At 71.2% G+C, this 18,721-nt stretch carries 22 protein-coding genes and 1 pseudogene; 10 read left to right on the top strand and 13 right to left on the bottom strand.

Features of this window, described 5'->3' with window-relative positions; genetic code table 11:
* Positions 1–39: 39 nt before the first annotated feature.
* Entirely contained in the window at positions 40–675 is a 636-nt protein-coding gene (locus ABH923_RS05450; protein WP_370054349.1) for a hypothetical protein, read from the top strand.
* A gap of 39 nt (positions 676–714) precedes the next feature.
* Here ABH923_RS05450 and ABH923_RS05445 read toward each other — a convergent pair whose 3' ends face one another.
* Entirely contained in the window at positions 715–1,107 is a 393-nt protein-coding gene (locus ABH923_RS05445; RefSeq protein ID WP_370054348.1) for a hypothetical protein, read from the bottom strand.
* Positions 1,108–1,390: 283 nt separating this feature from the next.
* On the opposite strand from ABH923_RS05445, the gene ABH923_RS05440 reads away from it, so the two are divergent.
* Positions 1,391–1,546, top strand: a complete 156-nt coding sequence (locus ABH923_RS05440) for a hypothetical protein (protein ID WP_370054347.1) — start codon at positions 1,391–1,393, stop codon at positions 1,544–1,546.
* Between the two features lie 26 nt (positions 1,547–1,572).
* Here the strand turns inward: ABH923_RS05440 and ABH923_RS05435 are convergent, their stop codons facing one another.
* Complete coding sequence (locus tag ABH923_RS05435; protein WP_370054346.1) at positions 1,573–1,821, bottom strand: helix-turn-helix domain-containing protein; 249 nt, start codon at positions 1,819–1,821, stop codon at positions 1,573–1,575.
* 90 nt (positions 1,822–1,911) lie between these two features.
* Here ABH923_RS05435 and ABH923_RS05430 point away from each other — a divergent pair, with 90 nt between their 5' ends.
* Complete coding sequence (locus ABH923_RS05430) at positions 1,912–2,115, top strand: cold-shock protein (protein ID WP_370054345.1); 204 nt, start codon at positions 1,912–1,914, stop codon at positions 2,113–2,115.
* A 197-nt stretch (positions 2,116–2,312) separates the two neighbouring features.
* On the opposite strand, the gene ABH923_RS05425 is transcribed toward ABH923_RS05430, so the two are convergent.
* On the bottom strand, positions 2,313–3,395 hold the full coding sequence (locus ABH923_RS05425; protein ID WP_370054344.1) for an epoxide hydrolase family protein: 1,083 nt from the start codon (positions 3,393–3,395) through the stop codon (positions 2,313–2,315).
* Positions 3,396–3,478: 83 nt separating this feature from the next.
* Here ABH923_RS05425 and ABH923_RS05420 point away from each other — a divergent pair, with 83 nt between their 5' ends.
* Positions 3,479–4,078 carry a DUF1992 domain-containing protein gene (locus tag ABH923_RS05420; protein WP_370054343.1) on the top strand — a complete coding sequence of 200 codons (600 nt, stop codon included), beginning with the start codon at positions 3,479–3,481 and terminating at the stop codon, positions 4,076–4,078.
* 104 nt (positions 4,079–4,182) lie between these two features.
* Here ABH923_RS05420 and ABH923_RS05415 read toward each other — a convergent pair whose 3' ends face one another.
* From ABH923_RS05415 to ABH923_RS05405, 3 genes are read right to left on the bottom strand one after another with little or no spacing between them, the layout of a single operon-like run.
* Positions 4,183–4,896, bottom strand: a complete 714-nt coding sequence (locus tag ABH923_RS05415) for a hypothetical protein (RefSeq protein ID WP_370054342.1) — start codon at positions 4,894–4,896, stop codon at positions 4,183–4,185.
* Positions 4,893–5,357 (bottom strand): DUF6114 domain-containing protein, encoded by a 465-nt coding sequence (locus ABH923_RS05410; RefSeq protein WP_370054341.1) that lies wholly within the window; start codon positions 5,355–5,357, stop codon positions 4,893–4,895. Before ABH923_RS05410 ends, ABH923_RS05415 begins: the two co-directional genes overlap by 4 nt.
* A gap of 23 nt (positions 5,358–5,380) precedes the next feature.
* A complete protein-coding gene (locus ABH923_RS05405; RefSeq protein ID WP_370054340.1) occupies positions 5,381–5,977 on the bottom strand; it encodes a DUF6230 family protein in 597 nt (198 codons plus the stop codon).
* 132 nt (positions 5,978–6,109) lie between these two features.
* On the opposite strand from ABH923_RS05405, the gene ABH923_RS05400 reads away from it, so the two are divergent.
* Positions 6,110–6,700, top strand: coding sequence for a TetR/AcrR family transcriptional regulator (locus tag ABH923_RS05400; RefSeq protein ID WP_370054339.1), 591 nt, complete (start codon positions 6,110–6,112; stop codon positions 6,698–6,700).
* On the opposite strand, the gene ABH923_RS05395 is transcribed toward ABH923_RS05400, so the two are convergent.
* The 5 genes from ABH923_RS05395 to ABH923_RS05375 all read right to left on the bottom strand — a co-directional run bounded on the left by ABH923_RS05395 (position 6,697) and on the right by ABH923_RS05375 (position 11,713).
* Entirely contained in the window at positions 6,697–7,026 is a 330-nt protein-coding gene (locus ABH923_RS05395; protein ID WP_370054338.1) for a hypothetical protein, read from the bottom strand. The genes ABH923_RS05400 and ABH923_RS05395 overlap by 4 nt on opposite strands.
* Positions 7,027–7,117: 91 nt before the next feature.
* Positions 7,118–8,020 carry a DsbA family protein gene (locus ABH923_RS05390; protein ID WP_370054337.1) on the bottom strand — a complete coding sequence of 301 codons (903 nt, stop codon included), beginning with the start codon at positions 8,018–8,020 and terminating at the stop codon, positions 7,118–7,120.
* A 94-nt stretch (positions 8,021–8,114) separates the two neighbouring features.
* Entirely contained in the window at positions 8,115–9,371 is a 1,257-nt protein-coding gene (locus tag ABH923_RS05385) for an alpha-hydroxy-acid oxidizing protein (protein ID WP_370054336.1), read from the bottom strand.
* A 10-nt stretch (positions 9,372–9,381) separates the two neighbouring features.
* Positions 9,382–10,110 (bottom strand): FadR/GntR family transcriptional regulator, encoded by a 729-nt coding sequence (locus ABH923_RS05380; protein ID WP_370054335.1) that lies wholly within the window; start codon positions 10,108–10,110, stop codon positions 9,382–9,384.
* A 157-nt stretch (positions 10,111–10,267) separates the two neighbouring features.
* Positions 10,268–11,713 carry an MDR family MFS transporter gene (locus ABH923_RS05375; protein WP_370054334.1) on the bottom strand — a complete coding sequence of 482 codons (1,446 nt, stop codon included), beginning with the start codon at positions 11,711–11,713 and terminating at the stop codon, positions 10,268–10,270.
* Between the two features lie 83 nt (positions 11,714–11,796).
* On the opposite strand from ABH923_RS05375, the gene ABH923_RS05370 reads away from it, so the two are divergent.
* The 4 genes from ABH923_RS05370 (at position 11,797) to ABH923_RS05355 (ending at position 17,830) form a co-directional block, all read left to right on the top strand.
* Complete coding sequence (locus tag ABH923_RS05370; protein ID WP_370054333.1) at positions 11,797–12,420, top strand: ArsR/SmtB family transcription factor; 624 nt, start codon at positions 11,797–11,799, stop codon at positions 12,418–12,420.
* Complete coding sequence (locus ABH923_RS05365) at positions 12,417–13,688, top strand: MFS transporter (protein WP_370054332.1); 1,272 nt, start codon at positions 12,417–12,419, stop codon at positions 13,686–13,688. Before ABH923_RS05370 ends, ABH923_RS05365 begins: the two co-directional genes overlap by 4 nt.
* A 79-nt stretch (positions 13,689–13,767) precedes the next feature.
* Complete coding sequence (locus ABH923_RS05360) at positions 13,768–17,532, top strand: AAA family ATPase (RefSeq protein WP_370054331.1); 3,765 nt, start codon at positions 13,768–13,770, stop codon at positions 17,530–17,532.
* Positions 17,533–17,659: 127 nt separating this feature from the next.
* On the top strand, positions 17,660–17,830 hold the full coding sequence (locus ABH923_RS05355) for a hypothetical protein (RefSeq protein WP_370054330.1): 171 nt from the start codon (positions 17,660–17,662) through the stop codon (positions 17,828–17,830).
* A 12-nt stretch (positions 17,831–17,842) separates the two neighbouring features.
* Here the strand turns inward: ABH923_RS05355 and mscL are convergent, their stop codons facing one another.
* Positions 17,843–18,283, bottom strand: coding sequence for a large conductance mechanosensitive channel protein MscL (mscL, locus tag ABH923_RS05350; protein ID WP_370054329.1), 441 nt, complete (start codon positions 18,281–18,283; stop codon positions 17,843–17,845).
* Positions 18,284–18,327: 44 nt separating this feature from the next.
* On the opposite strand from mscL, the gene ABH923_RS05345 reads away from it, so the two are divergent.
* Complete coding sequence (locus ABH923_RS05345) at positions 18,328–18,552, top strand: hypothetical protein (RefSeq protein ID WP_370057410.1); 225 nt, start codon at positions 18,328–18,330, stop codon at positions 18,550–18,552.
* Between the two features lie 62 nt (positions 18,553–18,614).
* Here the strand turns inward: ABH923_RS05345 and ABH923_RS05340 are convergent.
* A pseudogene (locus ABH923_RS05340) lies at positions 18,615–18,707 on the bottom strand (FmdB family zinc ribbon protein); the annotation flags it as partial.
* Positions 18,708–18,721 lie beyond the last annotated feature (14 nt).

Genomic DNA, 18,721 nt, shown 5'->3' with positions numbered 1-18,721 from the left:
CCAGCGCGCGCCACGGTGGCGCGCGAAGGGGGAACCAGCGTGACCGACGCGACCGACGACCGAGTCCAGCCTGCTCCGGAGGGCGCCCAGCCGTCCGTGCCGGCTCCCGTCGAGGGCGCGTCCTTCGCGGCATCCGATCCCTTCGCCTCGTCGGCTCCGTTCGCGGCGTCGGATCCCTTCGCTGTGTCCGATCCATTCGCCGCGTCCGCGCCTGCACACCAGCCCTTCAGCCAGTCCGAGCGCGTCGGTCGCGGCATCGCGCTCGCGCTGCTCATCATCCCGGCCGGCGTCATCGTCTGGACCGTCCTCTGGAACATCGGCTTCATCGCCTCGATCGTCACGTGGGGTGTCGCGATCGGAACCGTCTGGCTCTACCGCGTCGGGTCGAAGGCGCGGGTCACCCGCGGAGCGTTCTGGGGCATCATCGCGATCGTCGCTGTGACCGTCGCGCTGTCGCTGCTCGCCGGAATCTTCACCGACCTCGTCGCCGCCCTGAAGATCCCGCTCGGCGACGCCCTCACCGATGGCCGGGTGTGGGGCCTGTTCTGGGACAACCTGTTCACCAACGGAGACATGTGGCAGTCCTACCTGCCCTCGGTGCTGCTGGCCCTGCTGTTCGCCGTGCTCGGCTGCTTCACCACGCTCCGCCGTGCCTCCAGGGAGTCGCGCGCCTGAGCGCGACGCGAGGAACGTCGCGGCCGTAGGCTCGCGCCCTCAGCCCGCCAGCGCCTCCGAGTCGAAGTAGCTCTCGTGGAAGCACGCGAGCGCCTCCCCCCAGGTGCCCCCGGCGTCCTCGATCGCGCGCGCCTCGTCCAGCGCCGCCACCGTGGCGAGCGGGACGGCCAGTCCGTGCTCGGCCAGGTCGAGCACCGACTCGATCGGCTGGCCGGGGTCGTCCGTCTCGACGGTGGCGAGGTGCTCGTAGACGTCGGGCGCCAGCTCGCGCAGCGCTTCGCCGATCAGGTCGCCGCGCTCGGTCCCCTCGGCGTCCCAGGTGAACCGGACCAGCCCGTCGGCCGGGAACGCGTAGCGATGCCGTTCCCCGGCTGCGGCGACCGCGTGGTCCAGGGCGGCGCGCACCGCGGCGGGGGCGATGATGTCCGTCATAAGGCTCTCCTTCGTGGCGTCGTTGTCAGCGTGTTCGGGCCTTGGTGCACCGCCGACCGGCGGCGGGTTCCGTGATTCTGGCACGAGCGGACCACCCCCAGGAAGGGGGCAATCGGGAATGTCGGGAAATTCTGGGGGAACGGTTGATGTCGTCCCAGGTCCCGGAGGTCTCCAGGTTGGCGAGGGAGAAGCCGCGAGTGGATGGACGCGGTGTCGATCCGCGCCCGGACATTGGACGCGGTGTCGATTCTGACGTTACGGCTGCGGGCCTACCATCCTTGACATGAGCGCCATCGTCGACGAAGACCGGACCCGGGTTCACCCCGCAGAGGGAACGCACACCGGTGCACCCCTCGGGCTCGGCGGCGCGCTCGGGATCGGCGGACTCGGCGGCGGCTTCCGCAGCGACGCCGACGTCGTCATCCTCGGCTACGACTGAGCGCGGCTACACCCGGTCGACAGGACTCAGGAGGCCTCGTCCATCGTCGCCGACACCCCGTGCAGCAACTCGCCCGGCCGGCACTCCAGCACGTCGGCCAGGTGCACGAGATTCAGCACGGTGGGCATGATCGTGCCCCGCTCGATCCGCCAGAGCGTGTGCTCCTGGAGCTCGGCGCGCCGGGCCAGCTCTTCCAGCGTGAAGAGCAGCCGTTCCCGACGTCCGCGGATGTTCTCGCCGATCCGGTCGGCGATCGCGTTACTTTCCGAGTGCACGCGATGAATGCTAACAAGCCCGCGGAGAGTAGCCTGGCAATGCCGTGCGCTCGATCGAGCGCTCGGAGAAGACGACGAAGGAAGAAAACGATGGCTACAGGCACCGTCAAATGGTTCAACGCAGAGAAGGGGTTCGGGTTCATCGCCCCGGATGACGGCAGTGCCGACGTCTTCGCCCACTTCAGCGAGATCGCCTCGCAGGGCTACCGCACGCTGGAGGAGAACCAGAAGGTCGAGTACGACCTGACCCAGGGGCCGAAGGGGATGCAGGCCTCCAACATCCGCCCGCTCTGACAGCGGTCAGACTGAGATATCCGGCTTCCCGTTGAGCGGGAAGCCGGGAGATGGCCCGGCCTGCCACAGGCCGGGCCATCGCCCACCGGGAACGCAGTACAGCCGCCCGTCCCCTTACGGTTCGGCCTGCCATCCGGTTGCTTAGTGCACACATTATGCGTGCCCTACCGGTTGTCAACCGGGTTGCGGCGCGGATTTCACCGGACCTCGGCCTCCAGTGCCAGGATCGCCTCCGCCACTGCAGCGGGGTTCTCCCATGCCGTGAAGTGACCGCCCTGCGTCAGCCTGGAAAACGAGCGGATGTCGGCGTAGCTCTTCTCGGCCAGTGAGCGCGGGTACCCGGACTCGTGGGTCTGGACGAGGATGCTCGCCGGCGCCTGCACGACCGGGTGGAGGTCGTCGTCGTCCGGCGACTCGCAGTAGGGCCGGAAGCTGGTCCCGATCGAGCGGGTGACCCAGTAGACCATCACGTTCGTGAGGACGTCGTCCGGCTCGAACGCTGAGAGGCCGTCGCCGTCGCTCCAGGCCGCGACCTTCTCGGCGATCCACGCCAGCAGGCCGCTGGGGGAGTCGATCAGCGCGGCCGCGAGCGTGTCCGGCCTAGTGCCCATCTGGTGCGCGTACCCGGACTCGGCAGGGGTCGCGACCGACGCGAGGAAGGCCCGCTCGGCGTCGTCGAGTTCCACGCCCGGCCGGCTGCGCCCGGAGAACGACGCGTGGCTGGCCACGATGCCCGCGACCGCGGGGTGCGCGCCGGCGAGCCAGTCGCTGACGCCCGCGCCGACGTCCTCTCCGTAGGTCAGGTAGCGCTCGTAGCCGAGGTGGGTCGTCATGAGCGCGTCCCACCGGTCGGCGACGGCGGCCGAGGAGTAGCCGGACGGGAGGACTCCGGAGAATCCGTAGCCCGGCAGCGAGGGCACCACGACGTCCAGGTCGCCGTCGAGCGCGTCGACCAGCGGCAGCATGGAGGCGAACGAGTACGGCCAGCCGTGCGTGACCACGACAGGGAGGCGGCCGGGGTGCCGGCCGCGTGCGACGACGGCGTGGACGTCGCAGCCGTCGATCGGCACGACGACCTGCTCGAAGCGGTTCAGCCGCCGCTCGGCCTCCCGCCAGTGGTACCCGTCGCGCCACCGCTCCAGCAGGCCGCCCAGGACCTCGGGCGGGATGCCGTTGGACCAGTCCTGCCCCGGCGTCCTCCCGGGCAGGATTGTCGCTCGCAGGCGGCGGTCGAGGTCGGACAGGACATCGTCGGGCACAGCGATCCGGAACGGCTCCATGCCACGACGCTATTCCCATCCGCCGACAGCCTCTGGCCCGGCGCCGCTGGAAGGCGTGCGGGGTGCCGTCGTAGGCTGGCAGTATGGCCGACGAAAGTCCTCACTCCCGGCCCGACGCTCAGGTCGATGCCGCGCGCTACCGCCTGCGCCGCGACGCAGTGGCCCGCGGCGAGGAGGTCGAGGAGGCCAACGCCGGCCAGCCGACCATGGATCAGCGCGCGCACGTGATCGAGAACGCGATCCAGCAGGCGATCCGGCGCGGCGACTTCGACGACCTCCCCGGTGCGGGCAAGCCGCTGCCCGGGCTCACCGGCACCCACGACCCGGACTGGTGGATCCGCCGCAAGATCGAGCGCGAGCAGCTCACCGGCCTCGGCCCTCCCGCCCTCACGCTGCGCACCGAGCACGCCGAGTTCGACGCCAGGCTCGACCGGCTCGCCTCCGAGCGGGCGGTGCGCGAGCACGTGGCCGACTTCAACCGCCGGGTGGTGAACGCCCGGCGGCAGCTCCAGGGCGGTCCTCCCGTCGTCACGCCGACGCGCGACGCCGACGAGGAGGTCGCGCGCTGGACCGAGCGCCGCGACGCGCGCCTCCGCGAGGCCGAGGCGACCCGGCGCGCCGAGGCGGAGGCGCTGGCCGCCCTCAGCCGGCGCGAGCGCCGCCGCCTCCGCAAGGCCCGCTGACCGCGAGCCGCCCCTCCGCGAGCCGCTTCTCCGCGAACCAGGGGACGCAACACGCCGCTGCCCAGCGCGGACAGCGGCGTGTTGCGTCTCCTCGAGGCGAGGGGCTACTCGGAGAGGTGCTGCTTCGTGTTCGTGTAGACGATCGAGTCCGCGGTGGCGCCGACGAGGCCGAGCGTGACCCGCAGCAGCTGGGGCGGCAGGCCGCTGTTCGGCGGCGGCGTCGACGCGCCGAGGGTGAGCGGCGTGCCGTCCGGGAGGGTGGCGGTCGCCGAGTCGAGGTAGACCTGGACGTTCCCGCTCAGCGTCATCGTGTCCGCGGTCGTGAGCAGCACCGGCCCGGTCTGCTTGCGGACATTGAGGCTGAACCCCTGGATCGTGATGGAGTCCGCCGAGATCTTGATCACCGGGATGCGGCTGCCGTCCGCCATCGCGACCGTCACGACGGTGGCGCCCTTGAGCCCGGTGAACGACAGCGAGTTGCTGCCGAGCTGCGCGGGCGGCTGGGTGAAGACGGGGGCTGCGCCGTCCGGGGAGGCGGGCGTCGGCGCGGGGGTCGGCGTCGCGGTGCCGGTCACCGGGGCGCCGGGCGCGCTCGGGAGGCCGGGCAGCGGCAGCCCGGGGGAGGGGGTGCCGGATGACGGCGAGGGCGACGGCGTCGGGGACGACGGGTCGCACGAGGCGAAGATCGGGAGGCAGAGGGAGGCCGGCGCGGCGGTGCGCGAGGCCGGCACCGGGGTCGCGCCGAGCCCGGTCAGCGCGCCGGCCAGCGCGAGCCCGGCCGCCAGTGCGACGCCGGCGGGTCCTCTGCGGGCCTTCACGCGATCTCCTCCGCCGCGTCGTCGCCGGTGAGCGTGCTCTCGCGACGGCGGCGACGGCCACGCGACCGTCGTTCGCCGCGCTGCTCCAGCGGCATCCACGCCACCGTGAGCACGCCGCCGACGGTGCTCAGCAGCATCCCGATGAAGAAGCCGCCGAGGTTGACGCCGACGAGCGAGTACACCGCGATGGCGAGCGCGATCACGCCGTAGAAGATCCGGTGCGCGGGCATCGCCACGACCAGGATGCCGAGCAGCACGAGCAGGATGGGGATGATCGTCGCCTGCAGCCCCTCGATGCCGAGCTGGACGTGGATGCGGCCGATGTCGAGCTGTCCGGAGAAGAACATCTCGATGCCGCCGAGCGCGGTCAGCAGTCCGCCGACGAAGGGGCGCTCGCGGCGCCAGGCGCGGAACCGCTGCCAGGTGCTCGGGTCGGGCATCCCCACCTCCGGCTCGATCATCGCGGGCCTCGTCCCCTGGCGGCTCAGAAGCATCCCTTCGATCCGTCCGTGAGCTGCACGTGCATGCCGGTGAGCGTGAAGACCGAGGCCTGCGTGCTCCACGCGGTCTGCTTCAGGTTGGCGATGGTCACCGTGTCGGCGTCCTGGGCGAAGTCGCCCGCGCTGCCCTTGGCGGCCGTGTTGACCGTCGAGGCGTCGACGCCGATGCGGATGTTGTGGAACTGGGCGTCGCCCGCGAGGTCGGTCATGCCGATCTGGAGGTCGGAGGCGCTGGCCGGGTTGCCTCCGCCGCCCGCCGTGATCAGGATGCCGACCTTGCCGAGCGGCGTGTCGGAGACGACCGACTGGCACAGGTCGGCGAGCGTGGCCGACTTGATGTTGGCGATCGCGACCTGGTGCTGCTTGCCCGCGGTGTCGGGGGCGACGCCGGCGTACTGCGAGAAGCCGGTGCCGTCGAGCTTCGACGCGCTGATCTGGAACTGGCTGCCGGAGACGGCGAACGAGACCGGGACGGCCCCCTGAGCGACGCCGGCCATCAGCACGGTGGAGACCAGTGCGACGGGCACGGCGGCGAGCACGATGCGTCCGGCGTGGGAGCCGGCGAGCTTGCGGAACTTCATCGATCCTCCTGTTCGGGGGCTTGACAGCGGCGGTGCGGTCGTTCCCACGACGAGAGTAGACGCTATTGACCGGTTGTCAATAGTCGGCCGAATGGAGGACGGAAAGACCGTTCCGGCAACTAGGCTCGACGTATGGACACCGATCGGCGCACCCGGCTCACCCCGGACGAGCGCCGTGCCCAGCTCGTCGCGCTCGGCGTCGCGCACCTCGCCGACCAGCCGCTGGACTCCCTCACCATCGAGGAGCTGTCAGCGCAGGCAGGGGTGTCCCGCGCCCTTCTCTTCCACTATTTCGGCTCGAAACACGGGCTGCACCGGGAGGTCGTCCGCACCGCGCGCGACAGCATGCTGCACGCCACGGAGCCCGTCCCCGAGCTTCCGCCGCGCGAGCGCCTCCACGACACCCTGACCCGCATCGTCGCATTCGTGCGCGAGCACAGCGGCACGTTCTACTCACTGGTCCGCGGAGTCGCGAGCGGCGACGAGGAGGTGCGCGTCGTGATCGAGGAGGCCAGGGCGGAGCAGGCCGACCGCATCCTCGCCGTGTTCCTCGAACTCGGCGCGACGGACACTCCGCTGCTGCGGATCGGCCTCCGCTCGTGGATCGCGTTCGCGGAGGACGTGCTGGTGTCCAGCGCGATCGGGACGGACATCCCGTCGGGGGACATCGTCGCGTTCCTGGAGCGCAGCGCGAACGGGGTGGTGGAGGCTGTGCCCCGCTAGATCCCTTCCTCGTCCAGGTCGTCCTGCGTGAGCACCCCGTCCTCCGGGTTCCCCTCCGGATCGTGCTCGTCGTAGTAGGGCTCGGCCTCCCGGGACTGCCCGCCGGTCGGCCCGTCGTTGCCGTCGCCCGGGCCGTCCCAGACCGTCTCGCCGGCCACGCCGTCGTTCGTCACCAGCTCGTCGGCGAAGTCGGCCTCCGCGATCGGGTCGTCCAGTGCGTAGTCGACCTCGCCGTCGCCGGGGTCCACCCAGCCGGCCGTGTCGCCGGCGTCGGAGTCGCCGATCTCCGGGTCGTCCGCGCCGTCCTCCGGAATGCGGTCGTCCATCCTCGTCCCCTCTCCTGCGGTCCGGCCTGTTCGGGCCGAACGTACACCCGCGGGCGGGCGCAGCAGGAGAGGGGAGAGGGGACGGAGGCGCTTACTTCGGGAAGCTGTACGTGCCGCTGGATCCGGCGTCCTTGACCGCCGCCGCGACGAAGGCGGCGAACTGGGACGCGTCGGTGAAGCCGCCCTGGTAGCGCTCGCCGTTCACGAACACGGTCGGGGTGCCGAAGCCTCCCGACGTCGGGTTCTTGAGCTGGGAGTTCGCCACCGCCTCGTTCGTGCGGTCGGTGACGAACTTCGCGAACGTCTGCTTGTTCACGCAGTCCGTGACCGCAGTGGAGCTGACGCCCCCGCTCTTGAACAGCGACAGCATCTTCGCGTTGGTGAGGCCGGAGCCGGTCTGCTCGTCCGGCTGGTTGGCGTACAGCGCGCTGTTGAGGTCGAAGTACTTGTCCGGCTCGTAGTTCGCCACGCACGACATCGCCGCCGCTGCTCGGGTCGAGTACTGGTTGTTCGTGCTGGAGTCGAGGATCGCGACCGGGTGGATCTCGAGCGTCGCCGCGCCGTCCGCCATCCACTGCTTCATCTGCGGTGCGTTGGTGGTCTCGAACTGGTCGCAGAACGGGCACTGGTAGTCGAGCCAGATCTGGATGTGCGCGGTCTTGCCGTCCAGCGTCTGCTTCGTCGGCGTGGGCTTGGCGCCCGGCGCGATCGCCGGGGTCGTGACCGCCTTGTCGGACGCGGTGAGCAGGAGGCCGCCGCTGAGCATGTTCTTCGGGTTGGCGACGCTGGTGGTCCCGCCGACGCTGGTGAAGATGATGAGGCCGATGACCGTGAGCACCGCGATCACACCGACGATCACCGAGCTCTGGACGACGATCTTGCGGCGCTTGGCCTTCTTGGCGGCCTCCTCGCGCATCCGGCGAGCGGTCTCGCGTGCCTCGGCTCGGCGATCGTTCTTCGTCGGGGTCGAGGCGCCTCTGCCCGTAGCAGCCATGCAGGTCATTCCATTCGAGAAAGGGGGACGGTATCCGAGAAGCAAGCGTATTGGCAAAAGCTTTGGATGCGCCGAGCACCCGCTGGAGTTCGGGTCAGATTCGGGCCCTCGCGCCGGCCGACGCGACGGGTACCAACCGCTGCAGCTGCGTCACGTGCGCCGGCGTGAGGTCGGCGAGGGCCGGCACCTCCAGCAGCTTCATCGTGCGGACGACCTGGTCGCTGAGGATCTGGATGGTGCGGTCGACGCCCGCGCGGCCGCCCGCCATCAGCCCGTACAGGTAGGCGCGGCCGATCAGGGTGAACTTGGCCCCGAGCGCGTAGGCGGCGACGATGTCGGCGCCGTTCATGATGCCGGTGTCGATGGCGACCTCGGTGCGGTCGCCGACGGCCTCCACGACCTTCGGCAGCAGGTGGAAGGGGATGGGCGCCCGGTCGAGCTGGCGGCCGCCGTGGTTGGAGAGCACGATGCCGTCGACGCCGAGGTCGACGAGCTTCTGCGAGTCCTCGACGTTCTGCACGCCCTTGACGACGATCTTGCCCGGCCACATGCTCCGGATGATGTCGAGGTCCGCGAAGCTGATCGACGGATCCATCGCCGCGTCCAGCAGCTCGCCGACGGTGCCGCCGGTGGAGGACAGCGACGCGAACTCCAGCTTGGGCGTGGTGAGGAAGTCGTACCACCACCACGGCCGCGGGATGGCGTTGACGATGGTGCCGAGGGTGAGCTGCGGCGGGATGGAGAAGCCGTTCCGCTTGTCGCGCAGCCGCGCACCGGCGACCGGGGTGTCGACCGTGAAGAACAGGGTGTCGAAGCCGTTCGCGGCGGCGCGCCGCACCAGCTCGTAGGAGATCTCCCGGTCCCGCATCACGTAGAGCTGGAACCAGTTGCGCCCGGTCGGGTTGGCGGCCTTCACGCCCTCGATGGAGGTCGTGCCGAGCGTCGACAGCGTGAACGGGATGCCCGCGGCGCCGGCGGCTCCCGCTCCTGCGATCTCGCCCTCGGTCTGCATGAGGCGGGTGAAGCCCGTGGGCGCGATCCCGAACGGCATCGCGGACGTGCCGCCCCAGATCTCGCACGAGGTGTCGACCGTCGACACGTCGCGCAGGATCGACGGGTGGAACTCGATGTCCTGGAACGCCTGGCGCGCGCGGGCCAGCGACAGCTCGCCTTCGGCGGCGCCCTCGGTGTAGTCGAAGGCGGCCTTCGGCGTGCGGCGCTTCGCGATCGTGCGCAGGTCCTCGATCGTGAGCGCGGCGTTCAGCCGGCGCTTCTTCGCGTCGAGCTCCGGCTTCTTGAACGACAGGAGCTCGAACAGCTCGGCGGGGTTGGGGAGTTGGCGGGTGACCATGTTCGTGTGCCTAACGTGCGTCGGTGGACGGGGACAGGGGGTGTGCGGGGGAGGCGTCGCGGTAGTAGCCGCTGATGTGGTCGTGGACGCGGGTGCGCGCCGCCGCCGGGTCGCCGGCGTCGATGGCGTCGATCACGCCGCGGTGCTCCGCGCGGAGCCGGGCGGCCATGACCTCCCAGTCCGGGATGCGCTCGGCGCCGGCGAGCACGTAGCCCTCGATGGAGCTGCGGAGGCCGGCCATCATCGTGGCGACGACGGTGTTGCCCGCCGCCTCCGCGAGCGCGAGGTGGAACTGCGCGTCGAGCGCCAGGAACTCCTGCGCGGTGAGGGCGGGGTCGTCCATCGCGTCGAGGAGCTGGCGGGCGTCCGCCAGGTCGGCGGACCCGCGTTCGGCGAGCTCGCCCGCGACCGACGACTCCAGCAGCAGTCGCGTGCTGACCACATCGGCGACCGGGAACCCGCTCGCGGCGACCTGGAGGCGCATCAGCGCCTGCATCCCGCCGAGCGGCCGCGCGACGATGATCGCGCCGGAGCTCGGCCCGGAGCCGGTCTGGGTGCGGATCAGGCCCATGGCCTCCAGTACCCGGATGGCCTCGCGGACGCTGGAGCGCGCGACCCCGAACTCGGCCGCGAGGGCGCGCTCGGGAGGCAGGTGGTCACCGGGGCGCAGCCGGCCGTCGACCAGGCGCTCCTCGATGCGGGCGAGCACGCTCTCCCACGCCTTCGGCTCCGTCGTCATCCCGCCTCCCTCGTCGTCGCGTGTGGTCGGACCACATGTGGTCCGACCACACGTTATCACGCGGCGGCGGTGTCCACCACGACGACGAGGGGACGCAACACGCCGTCCGCGGCGTGGCGGAACGGCGTGTTGCGTCCCCTCGATGGCGGGTGGGCGGCTACTCGGCGGGAGCGGCGGCGCCGCGGAACTCCACGTCCTCCACGCGCGAGCGCGGCATGGCGACGCCCGCCACGATGGTCAGCGCCGCGACGACGGCCACCGCCGTGAACACCGCGGTCGACGCGCCCTGCACGGCCGTGGGCGAGTGCGCCCCGCCCGTGCTGGAGAGGATGATCGCGTTCGCGATCGCGCCGAAGACCGCCACGCCGACGGCGCTGCCGATCGACCGCGCGAACATGTTGGTCCCGGTGACCACGCCGCGCTCGCTCCAGGCGACGCTCGACTGCGCCGCGATCAGCGTCGGTGTCGCGACGAGGCCCATCCCGAGCCCGACGACGAAGCAGCTCAGCGCCACGAAGAGCACGCTCGGGTGCACGCTCGTCGCCGCAAGGATGATCGTCCCGAGGATCGCGATGCTGGTGCCGAGCAGGGCGGTGCTGCGGAAGCCGATCCGCAGGTAGAACCGTCCGGAGATGCTCGCCGCGATCGGCCAGCCGAGCGTCAACGCTGCGACCGCGAGGCCGGCGACCAGCGGGGGCGCGCCGACCGTCGCCTCCAGGTAGGTCGGCACATACGAGGTGAGGCCGATCAGGATGGCGCCGATGCCGAGCGAGATCAGCGTCGTCGTCACCAGCAGCCGGCGCGAGAACACCCAGAGCGGCATGACCGGCTCGGCCGCGCGATGCTCGACGAAGGCGAAAGCGACCAGCAGGAGGGCGCCGAGCGCGAACGCGCCGATGCTCCAGACCGAGTCCCACGCCCAGGCCTGACCGCCCTCCAGCACCGCGAGGATGATCAGCGACATCCCGGCGGTCAGCAGCACGGAGCCCGCGTAGTCGATCCGGTGCTTCTTGGGCTCGATGCTCTCGTGGAAGCTGCGGATCAGCATCCACGCCGCCAGGATGCAGAGCGGCACGTTGACGAAGAAGATCCACCGCCACGACAGGAACTGGGAGAACAGCCCGCCGAGGGTCGGCCCGACGACGGAGGAGATCGCCCACACGCTCGCGAGGTAGCCCTGGGTCTTTGCGCGCTCCGCCACCGTGTAGATGTCGCCGGCGATCGTCATCGACATCGGCTGGATGGCGCCGGCGCCGAGCCCCTGCAGGGCGCGGAATGCGATGAGCGCCGGCATGCTCCAGGCGAAGCCGCAGAGAACGGAGCCCAGGAAGAACAGGCCGATGCCCGCCAGGACGATCGGCTTGCGCCCGACCGTGTCGGACAGCTTGGCGTAGACCGGAACCGAGACCGCCTGCGCCAGCAGGTAGATGGAGAACAGCCACGGGAACTGCGCGAAGCCGCCCAGGTCGCGGACGATCGAGGGGACGGCGGTGGCGAGGATGGTCGCGTCGATGGCGACCAGTCCGGTCGTCAGCATGAGTGCGATCAGGATCGGTCCGCGCTCGGAGCGGAAGCCGACGCTTGCCCGGGTGATTTCGTTCATCTCTGTGAACAACAGCCCCCGGTCGGGATCATTCCCCTCCGACCGACTTGACGTGAAAGAGAGCAGGGCGCACAATCTGAAACATGTCTTTCATATCGGGAGGTCGCCCGGAGGATCGCCGCACGGTCACCGACCCGCGGGCGCTCCGGGCGCTCGCGCACCCGCTCCGCCTCGCGCTGCTCGACCATCTGATGTCGTTCGGCGCGAGCACCGCGAGCGAGTGCGCCGACGCGGTCGGCTCCACGCCCTCCAACTGCAGCTACCACCTGCGCGCCCTGGCCAAGTTCGGCCTCGTGGAGCGGGTGGAGGCCGAGGACGGCCGCGAGCGGCCCTGGCAGTCCACGGCCACCGGGCTCACGCTCGGCCGCACAGAGGACCCGGCAATGCAGTTCGGCGTCGACACCGTCGAGCGGTTCTTCGCCGACCACCAGATCGACGAGGACGCCGCCCGGCTGCACCGTTCGATCGCGCAGCGCGACAGCGTGCCTCCCGAGTGGCGGGAGGCGAGCATCCTCTCCGGCTACGCTCTGCGGATCGCGCCGGAGGAGCTCCGCGAGCTGGGGGAGCGGCTGGACGCGCTCATCCGCCCGTACATCGCGCTCACCCGCTCGGAGGCCCCGGACGACAGCTCCGTGGTCGTGCTGGGCCTCAACGCCTTCCGGCACCCGGATGAGCCGCTCGCGTCCGACGAGGGCGGCGCATCATGACCCGCTCTCCGCTGCTCCGCCGCGACTACGCCCTGATCTGGTCGGCCGGCCTCGTCTCCGACACCGGCGACTGGCTGCTCATGATCGCCCTCCCGCTGTTCGCGTTCTCCGCGACCGGCTCGGCGCTCGGCGCCTCGACCGTGTTCCTCGCCGAGCTCATCCCGATGCTGCTGGCCGGCACCTTCCTCGGCGTGCTGGTCGACCGCTGGGACCCGCGGCGCACCATGATCGTCACTGCGCTCCTCCAGGGGCTCGCGCTGCTGCCGCTGCTCGCCGCCGGCCCGGACCGGATGGGCATCGTGTACGCGGTCGCGGCGGTGGAGGCCTGCCTCGGCGCCGTCATGAACCCGGCCCGCCAGTCGATGGTGCCGCGGCTGCTCAAGCCGGACGAGCTCGGCCGAGGCAACGCGCTTCTCGCGATCAGCGACAACCTCGCCCGGCTGGTCGGCTCGCCGCTCGGCGGTCTCGCGTTCGCGGTGTCCGGCCTGCCCGGCGTCGTGATCGTGGACGCGGTGTCGTTCGTCGTGACCGCCCTGCTCGTCGCCTTCACCCGCCCGCTGCCGCCCCGCGTGCCGGAGCCGGGGGAGGAGTCCGCGCCCGCCGTCGAGCGCCGCCTGCTGCGGGAGTGGGTGGAGGGCATCGCCACCATCGTCCGCAGCCGCGAGCTCGCGACCGTCGCGGTCATCGCCGTGATCGGCAGCCTCGCGCAGGGCGTCTTCCTCGTCCTCTTCATCGTCTACGTCACCGAGAACCTGCACGCCGGGGACACCGAGGTCGGCATCCTGCGCGGCGTCCAGGCGATCGGCGGCGTGCTCGGCGGCCTCGTCGCCGGCCTGCTCGTCCGCCGCGTCGCGCCGCGCGCGCTGATCGGCGTCGGCTACCTGGTGTTCGGCGCGCTCTCCCTGCTGACCTGGAACCTGGCGCCCGTCACCACGGCCGTCTGGGTCTACGCGGGGCTGTTCATTGCGATGGGCCTGCCCGCGGTCGCGACCGAGACGGGCGAGATCACCCTCGTGCAGACGGTCACGCCGCGTGCGGCCCTCGGCCGGGTGATCGCGGCGGTGAGGACGATCTCGGGCGCGGCCCAGGGCGTCGGCCTCCTGGTGGCCGGGCTCGTCGCGGCTTCGGTCGGCGCCGTGCACGTGCTCGACGTGCAGGCCTCCCTCTATCTCCTCTGCGGTGTGATCGCGCTGGTGTTCCTCGGCGGCCGCCGCGCGACCCGGGAGGCCGTGCCGGAGCCTGCCGCCTCCCGGTCGACGCCGTCCTGACGCCCGCCCGACGCGGCGACTTGGCGCGAAACCCGGCCGATTGCCAGACGTTTCGCGGATCGGCACGTAGGGTGTCGGTGTGTGGCGACTGGATAGGAAGAGCGAGGACGACGACGACATGACGTCCGACGTGCTGGAGGGCGACGCCCTGCGCCCGGCCGCCAACACCACCTCGCCGCACACGCTCAGCCTCGGCGAGGCCGGTCTCGTGGCCGGCAACATCGCCGAGCCGGTGTGGGCGCGCTGGCGCGAGGAGATCGCGGCGATCGGCGGCGACTCCCCGCTGTTGCACTTCGAGGACAGCCCGCGCACGCGCATCGAGCTGAGCACGACGCATCCGGGCGGCCTCCCGCAGTTCATCACCGGGCAGAGCACGCTGCTCTCCAGCCTGATCCGCGACGAGCTCGCTCTGCGCACCGCGCGGGCGGCCGCGAACGCGATCACGGCGAAGGGGATCGAGCTGCGCTCGGTGCGCGGAATCGAATCCGTACATCTCGCGATCGGGCTCGCCCAGTGGCGGCACGGCACGGACGAGTTCCTGGCGCCGATCCTGCTGCGCCCGATGGCGATCCGCCGCTATGGCCGGGACTTCGAGCTGAAGCTCAAGGGTCAGCCGTTCCTCAACCCCGAGCTGTCGCGCGCGCTGGCCGAGCAATTCCAGATCACCCTCGACGCGAGCGCGTTCGTGGCGCTCGCCCTCGACAACGGCGCCTTCAAGCCGCAGCCGGTGATCGACCGCCTGCGCGGCCTGACCTCGCACCTGCCCTGGTTCAACGTCCAGCCCCGCCTGGTGGTGTCGTCCTTCGTGGACGTCGCGCCGGCGTTGCGCGCGGAGGCGGACGATCTGGACACCACGCTCCTCAACGCGCTGGCCGGCAACCCGACCGCGCGCACCACGATCGAGAGCGCCTTCAGCCCGGCTCAGGCCGTCCGACAGGACGAGCGGCCGCCGGCGACCGACTCCCTCCTGCTCGACGCCGACGAGGCGCAGGAGAACGTGGTCGCCCAGATCGCCGCGGGCAACTCGCTCGTCGTGAAGACCCTCCCCGGCACCGGCGGCACCCAGACGGTCGTGAACGCCGTCGGTGCGCTGGTCGCCCAGCACAAGCGCGTCCTGGTCGTCGGCCCCCGGCGCTCCAGTCTGGAGGACATCGGGCAGCGGTTCGCGAAGGTCGGCCTGCCCGGCGTCGCCGTCACACCGCGCAGCCTGCGCCGCGACCTGATCCAGGCGATCGGCCGCAACGAGAAGGCCGAGCAGCCGCGCGTCACCGACGTGGACGACGCGCTCGTCCGCCTCCGCAAGGTGCTGCTGGACTACCGGGCGTCGCTCGCCCGTCGCGACCCGGTCCTGCACGTCTCGGTGCTCGACGCGCTGCGCGAGCTGTCGCGTCTCGCGCTGCTGCCTGCGCCGCCGTCCACGACCGCGCGCCTCAGCCCGGCCTCCATCGAGGCGCTCGCCTCCGGGCGCGACGCCGCGGCGGACGCACTGATCCGTGCCGCTCGCCTCGGCGAGTTCCGCTACGGCCCCAACGACTCGCCCTGGTACGGCGCCTCCTTCGGCACCACAGAGGAGGGCAAGTCCGCCCACGACCTCGCCAAGAAGCTCAGCCGCGCCGAGCTGCCGCGCCTCCTGGACCGCGCCAAGGCCCTGATCGGGCAGACCAGGATGCGGCCGTTCGAGTCGATCGCCGAGCTCGGCGTCTACCTGCGCCTGCTGCTCGACGTCCGGGAGACGCTCGACCGCTTCACCCCGGCGGTGTTCGACCGCTCGATCGCCGAGCTGATCGCCGCGACCTCCTCGCGCCGCGAGTCGCCGGCCATGTCGGGCGCGAACCGCCGCCGGTTGCGCAAGCTCGCCCTGGAGTACGTGCGGCCCGGCGTGCACGTCACCGACCTCAACGAGGCCCTGCGCCGCATCCAGCAGCAGCGCATCCTCTGGAACCGCTTCGCCGTCGCCGGCGTCGTGCCGGAGGTGCCGGTGGGCATCGCCGACGTGCAGGTGGCCTACCAGCGCGTCGCCGAAGACCTCGCCCGGCTCGACATCCCGCTGCGTCGCGTCGGGACCCCGCAGTCGCTCGCGGCTCTCCCTGTCGAGGAGCTGACCCGCCAGGTCGCCGGCCTCGCCGCCGAGTCCGAGGTGCTCGCCAACCTGCAGGAGCGCACCGCGCTGCTCGGGCAGCTCCGCGAGCGCGGGCTGGACCCGCTGCTGTCCGACCTGTCCGTCCGTCACGTGCCCGAGTCGCAGGTGAGCGCCGAGCTGGAGCTGGCCTGGTGGCAGTCGGTGCTGGAGGCGCTGCTGGCCTCCGACCGCGCCCTCCTCAGCGGCAACACGAGCGTGCTCGACCGGCTGGAGGCCGACTTCCGCCTGGTGGACGAGGCCCACGCCTCCGCCACCGGCAAGCAGCTCGCCTGGATGCTCGCCGAGACCTGGAAGATCGGCATCGTGGACTGGCCGGAGGAGGCCAAGGCCCTCAAGAAGCTGCTCACCACGAGCGCGCCGACGGCCGCGACGCTCAACGCCGCGGCCCCGCACCTCGCGCGCCCGCTGGCGCCGGTCTGGCTGGTCTCGCCCTACGAGGTCTCCAGCATCGACGCGGAGGTCGCGTTCGACACCGTCGTGCTCATCGACGCCGGCGCCTCCAGCCTCGCCGAGAACGTCCCCGTGCTGCGCCGGGCCCGCCAGGTGGTCGCGTTCGGCGACCCGGTGACCCAGACCCCGTCCCGCTTCGACGTGGGCGTGCACGAGTACGGCACGACGGTGGAGGCTACGGACGTGGACTCCCTGCACGCCGACTCCGCGCTCTCCCGGCTCTCCGAGCTGCTGCCCGTCTACACGCTGGCCCGCAGCTACCGTGCGGGCGGCGAAGACCTGGCCGAGCTGGTCAACCGTCGCTTCTACGGCGGCAACATCGACTCCCTGCCGTGGGCCGGCACCTACCTCGGGCACGGCAGCCTCGCCCTCCACTACGTCACCGGCGGCCAGGGCATGCCCGACACCGACACCGGAGCGGTGGAGAGCACCGACGCCGAGGTGGCGAAGGTCGTCGAGCTCGTGCTGCGGCACGCGACCGACCGGCCGCGCGAGTCCCTCATGGTCATCACGGCGAGCGAACGGCACGCGGTCCGCGTCAACCAGGCGGTGCTGTCGGCGTTCGCCAAGCGCACCGAGCTGGCCGACTTCATCCTGGGCGACCGGGCGGAGCCGTTCTCCGTCGTCACGCTGGAGCAGTCCGTCGGCCAGAGCCGCGACCGCGTGGTGTTCTCGATCGGCTACGGCCGCACCCCGCACGGCCGCCTGCTCTCCAACTTCGGGGCCCTCGCGGAGCCGGGTGGCGACCGCCTGCTCGCTGTGGGCATGACCCGCGCGCGCCGCGGCATGGACATCGTCTCCTGCTTCCGCCCCGACGACATCGACGAGTCCCGGATGCGCCACGGCATCGCCGCGCTCGCCCAGGTGCTGGGGGAGGCCGACCAGCTCCAGGCCGCCGTGCCCGAGTACCTGAGCCCGGACGCCGACCCGATGGTGGTGGACCTCGCCAAGCGCCTGGCACGCCGCGGCCTGGATGTGCAGATCGGCTACCGCGGCAAGCTCACCCTGGTGGCGTCGAACGTGGGCCGCGCGGTCGTGGTCGAGACGGACGACGACGTGAACCGCGGCAGCCTCCGCGAGTCGCTGCGCCTGCGGCCCGATGTGCTCCGCCGCCTGGGCTGGCACTACCTCCGGGTGCACAGCTTCGAGCTGTTCGCCGACCCGGACACGGTCGCGTCCCGCATCGCCCGCCTCATCGGCGTCAACGACGAGGCGAGCACCGAGACGGCTCCCATCACCCTCCCGCAGCTCTAGGGCGCCGACATTCGTGCCGAATGTCGCCTCTGGGGCCACCATTCGCGATATTCGTGCCGAATCGCCCGAGGGGCGATTCGCCGCATTCGTGCGGAATCGGTGAATGGGGGGCGGGTACGCTGAAGGGGTGAGTCAGAAGCCCGACCCCGAACGCCCGTCACGCCGCTCGCGCCGCGTGCGGCGCGAGGGTGCGCCGGGCGCCGACCCTACGCCACACGTCCCGGAGCGCGACCGCGAGGAGAAGTCGTGGTCCTCCAACGACGAGCAGCTGCGGCGGGACGTGCCGCCGCACTACTGAGTCTGCGCAGCCTTACGGCAGCGGGTCGGCGTGCCTTCCGGCGTTCGCCGCAGGCGGGGACTGCTGCGCCTGCAGGAGGTCGCGGATCTCGCTGAGCAAGTCCAGCTCGGTGATCGGGGCGTCCGGCTCCACCACGCCCTTCTTGCGGAGGCGGTCCATCCGCTCTTTGAGCTTGTTGATCGGGAAGACGAACACGAAGTAGACGACGACGGCGACGATCAGGAAGCTGACGATCGAGCCGAGCACTGCGCCGAACTTGATGTGCGAGCCGTTGAGGGTGACGACCATCGCGTCGTCGAGCGTGCTCGCCTTGAAGAAGGCGCTGATCAGCGGGTTGAAGACGTTGGTGACGATCGAGGTCACCACAGCCGTGAACGCGGCGCCGATGACAACGGCGACTGCCAGGTCGATCACGTTCCCGCGGAGGATGAACTCTCTGAAGCCTTTGAGCAAGACCGGTCCTTTCGCTCGATGGATGGAACTGGTGGTGCTGGTACGTGGGTCAGGCGGCGGAGCCCGACGAACTCGATGACGAAGACGAACCCGACGAGGACGACCCGGACGAGGACGACCCGGACGAGGAGGATCCCGACGACGACCCGGACGAGGACGAGCCCGACGACGAGGAGCCAGAAGAGGACGACCCGGACGACGACGAGGACGACCCCGGCGATGATCCCCCGCTCGCCGTCTTCGCCCCGCCGCGCGAGTCCGTCCGGTAGAACCCGGACCCGTTGAAGGTCACGCCGACCGCCCCGAACACCTTGCGCAGCGTGCCGCCGCAGTTGGGGCAGACCGTGAGCGCGTCGTCGGTGAACGCCTGGTGGATGTCGAAGGCGTGGCCGCAGTCGCGGCACGAGTAGGAGTAGGTCGGCATGGTCTTCCGTGTGG

The organism is Leifsonia sp. EB41, assembly GCF_041262565.1.
Lineage (GTDB): Bacteria > Actinomycetota > Actinomycetes > Actinomycetales > Microbacteriaceae > Leifsonia.
The sequence above is the reverse complement of the archived record's forward strand: the minus strand, read 5'-3'. Positions and strand labels throughout refer to the sequence as shown.

Bases quoted from the DNA above. Each gene is read 5' to 3' on its own strand.
- ABH923_RS05445 (WP_370054348.1), bottom strand. From the start codon at position 1,107: ATGACGGACATCATCGCCCCCGCCGCGGTGCGCGCCGCCCTGGACCAC.
- ABH923_RS05440 (WP_370054347.1), top strand. From the start codon at position 1,391: ATGAGCGCCATCGTCGACGAAGACCGGACCCGGGTTCACCCCGCAGAG.
- ABH923_RS05430 (WP_370054345.1), top strand. From the start codon at position 1,912: ATGGCTACAGGCACCGTCAAATGGTTCAACGCAGAGAAGGGGTTCGGG.
- ABH923_RS05425 (WP_370054344.1), bottom strand. From the start codon at position 3,395: ATGGAGCCGTTCCGGATCGCTGTGCCCGACGATGTCCTGTCCGACCTC.
- ABH923_RS05420 (WP_370054343.1), top strand. From the start codon at position 3,479: ATGGCCGACGAAAGTCCTCACTCCCGGCCCGACGCTCAGGTCGATGCC.
- ABH923_RS05410 (WP_370054341.1), bottom strand. From the start codon at position 5,357: ATGATCGAGCCGGAGGTGGGGATGCCCGACCCGAGCACCTGGCAGCGG.
- ABH923_RS05405 (WP_370054340.1), bottom strand. From the start codon at position 5,977: ATGAAGTTCCGCAAGCTCGCCGGCTCCCACGCCGGACGCATCGTGCTC.
- ABH923_RS05400 (WP_370054339.1), top strand. From the start codon at position 6,110: ATGGACACCGATCGGCGCACCCGGCTCACCCCGGACGAGCGCCGTGCC.
- ABH923_RS05395 (WP_370054338.1), bottom strand. From the start codon at position 7,026: ATGGACGACCGCATTCCGGAGGACGGCGCGGACGACCCGGAGATCGGC.
- ABH923_RS05390 (WP_370054337.1), bottom strand. From the start codon at position 8,020: ATGGCTGCTACGGGCAGAGGCGCCTCGACCCCGACGAAGAACGATCGC.
- ABH923_RS05385 (WP_370054336.1), bottom strand. From the start codon at position 9,371: ATGGTCACCCGCCAACTCCCCAACCCCGCCGAGCTGTTCGAGCTCCTG.
- ABH923_RS05380 (WP_370054335.1), bottom strand. From the start codon at position 10,110: ATGACGACGGAGCCGAAGGCGTGGGAGAGCGTGCTCGCCCGCATCGAG.
- ABH923_RS05375 (WP_370054334.1), bottom strand. From the start codon at position 11,713: ATGAACGAAATCACCCGGGCAAGCGTCGGCTTCCGCTCCGAGCGCGGA.
- ABH923_RS05370 (WP_370054333.1), top strand. From the start codon at position 11,797: ATGTCTTTCATATCGGGAGGTCGCCCGGAGGATCGCCGCACGGTCACC.
- ABH923_RS05365 (WP_370054332.1), top strand. From the start codon at position 12,417: ATGACCCGCTCTCCGCTGCTCCGCCGCGACTACGCCCTGATCTGGTCG.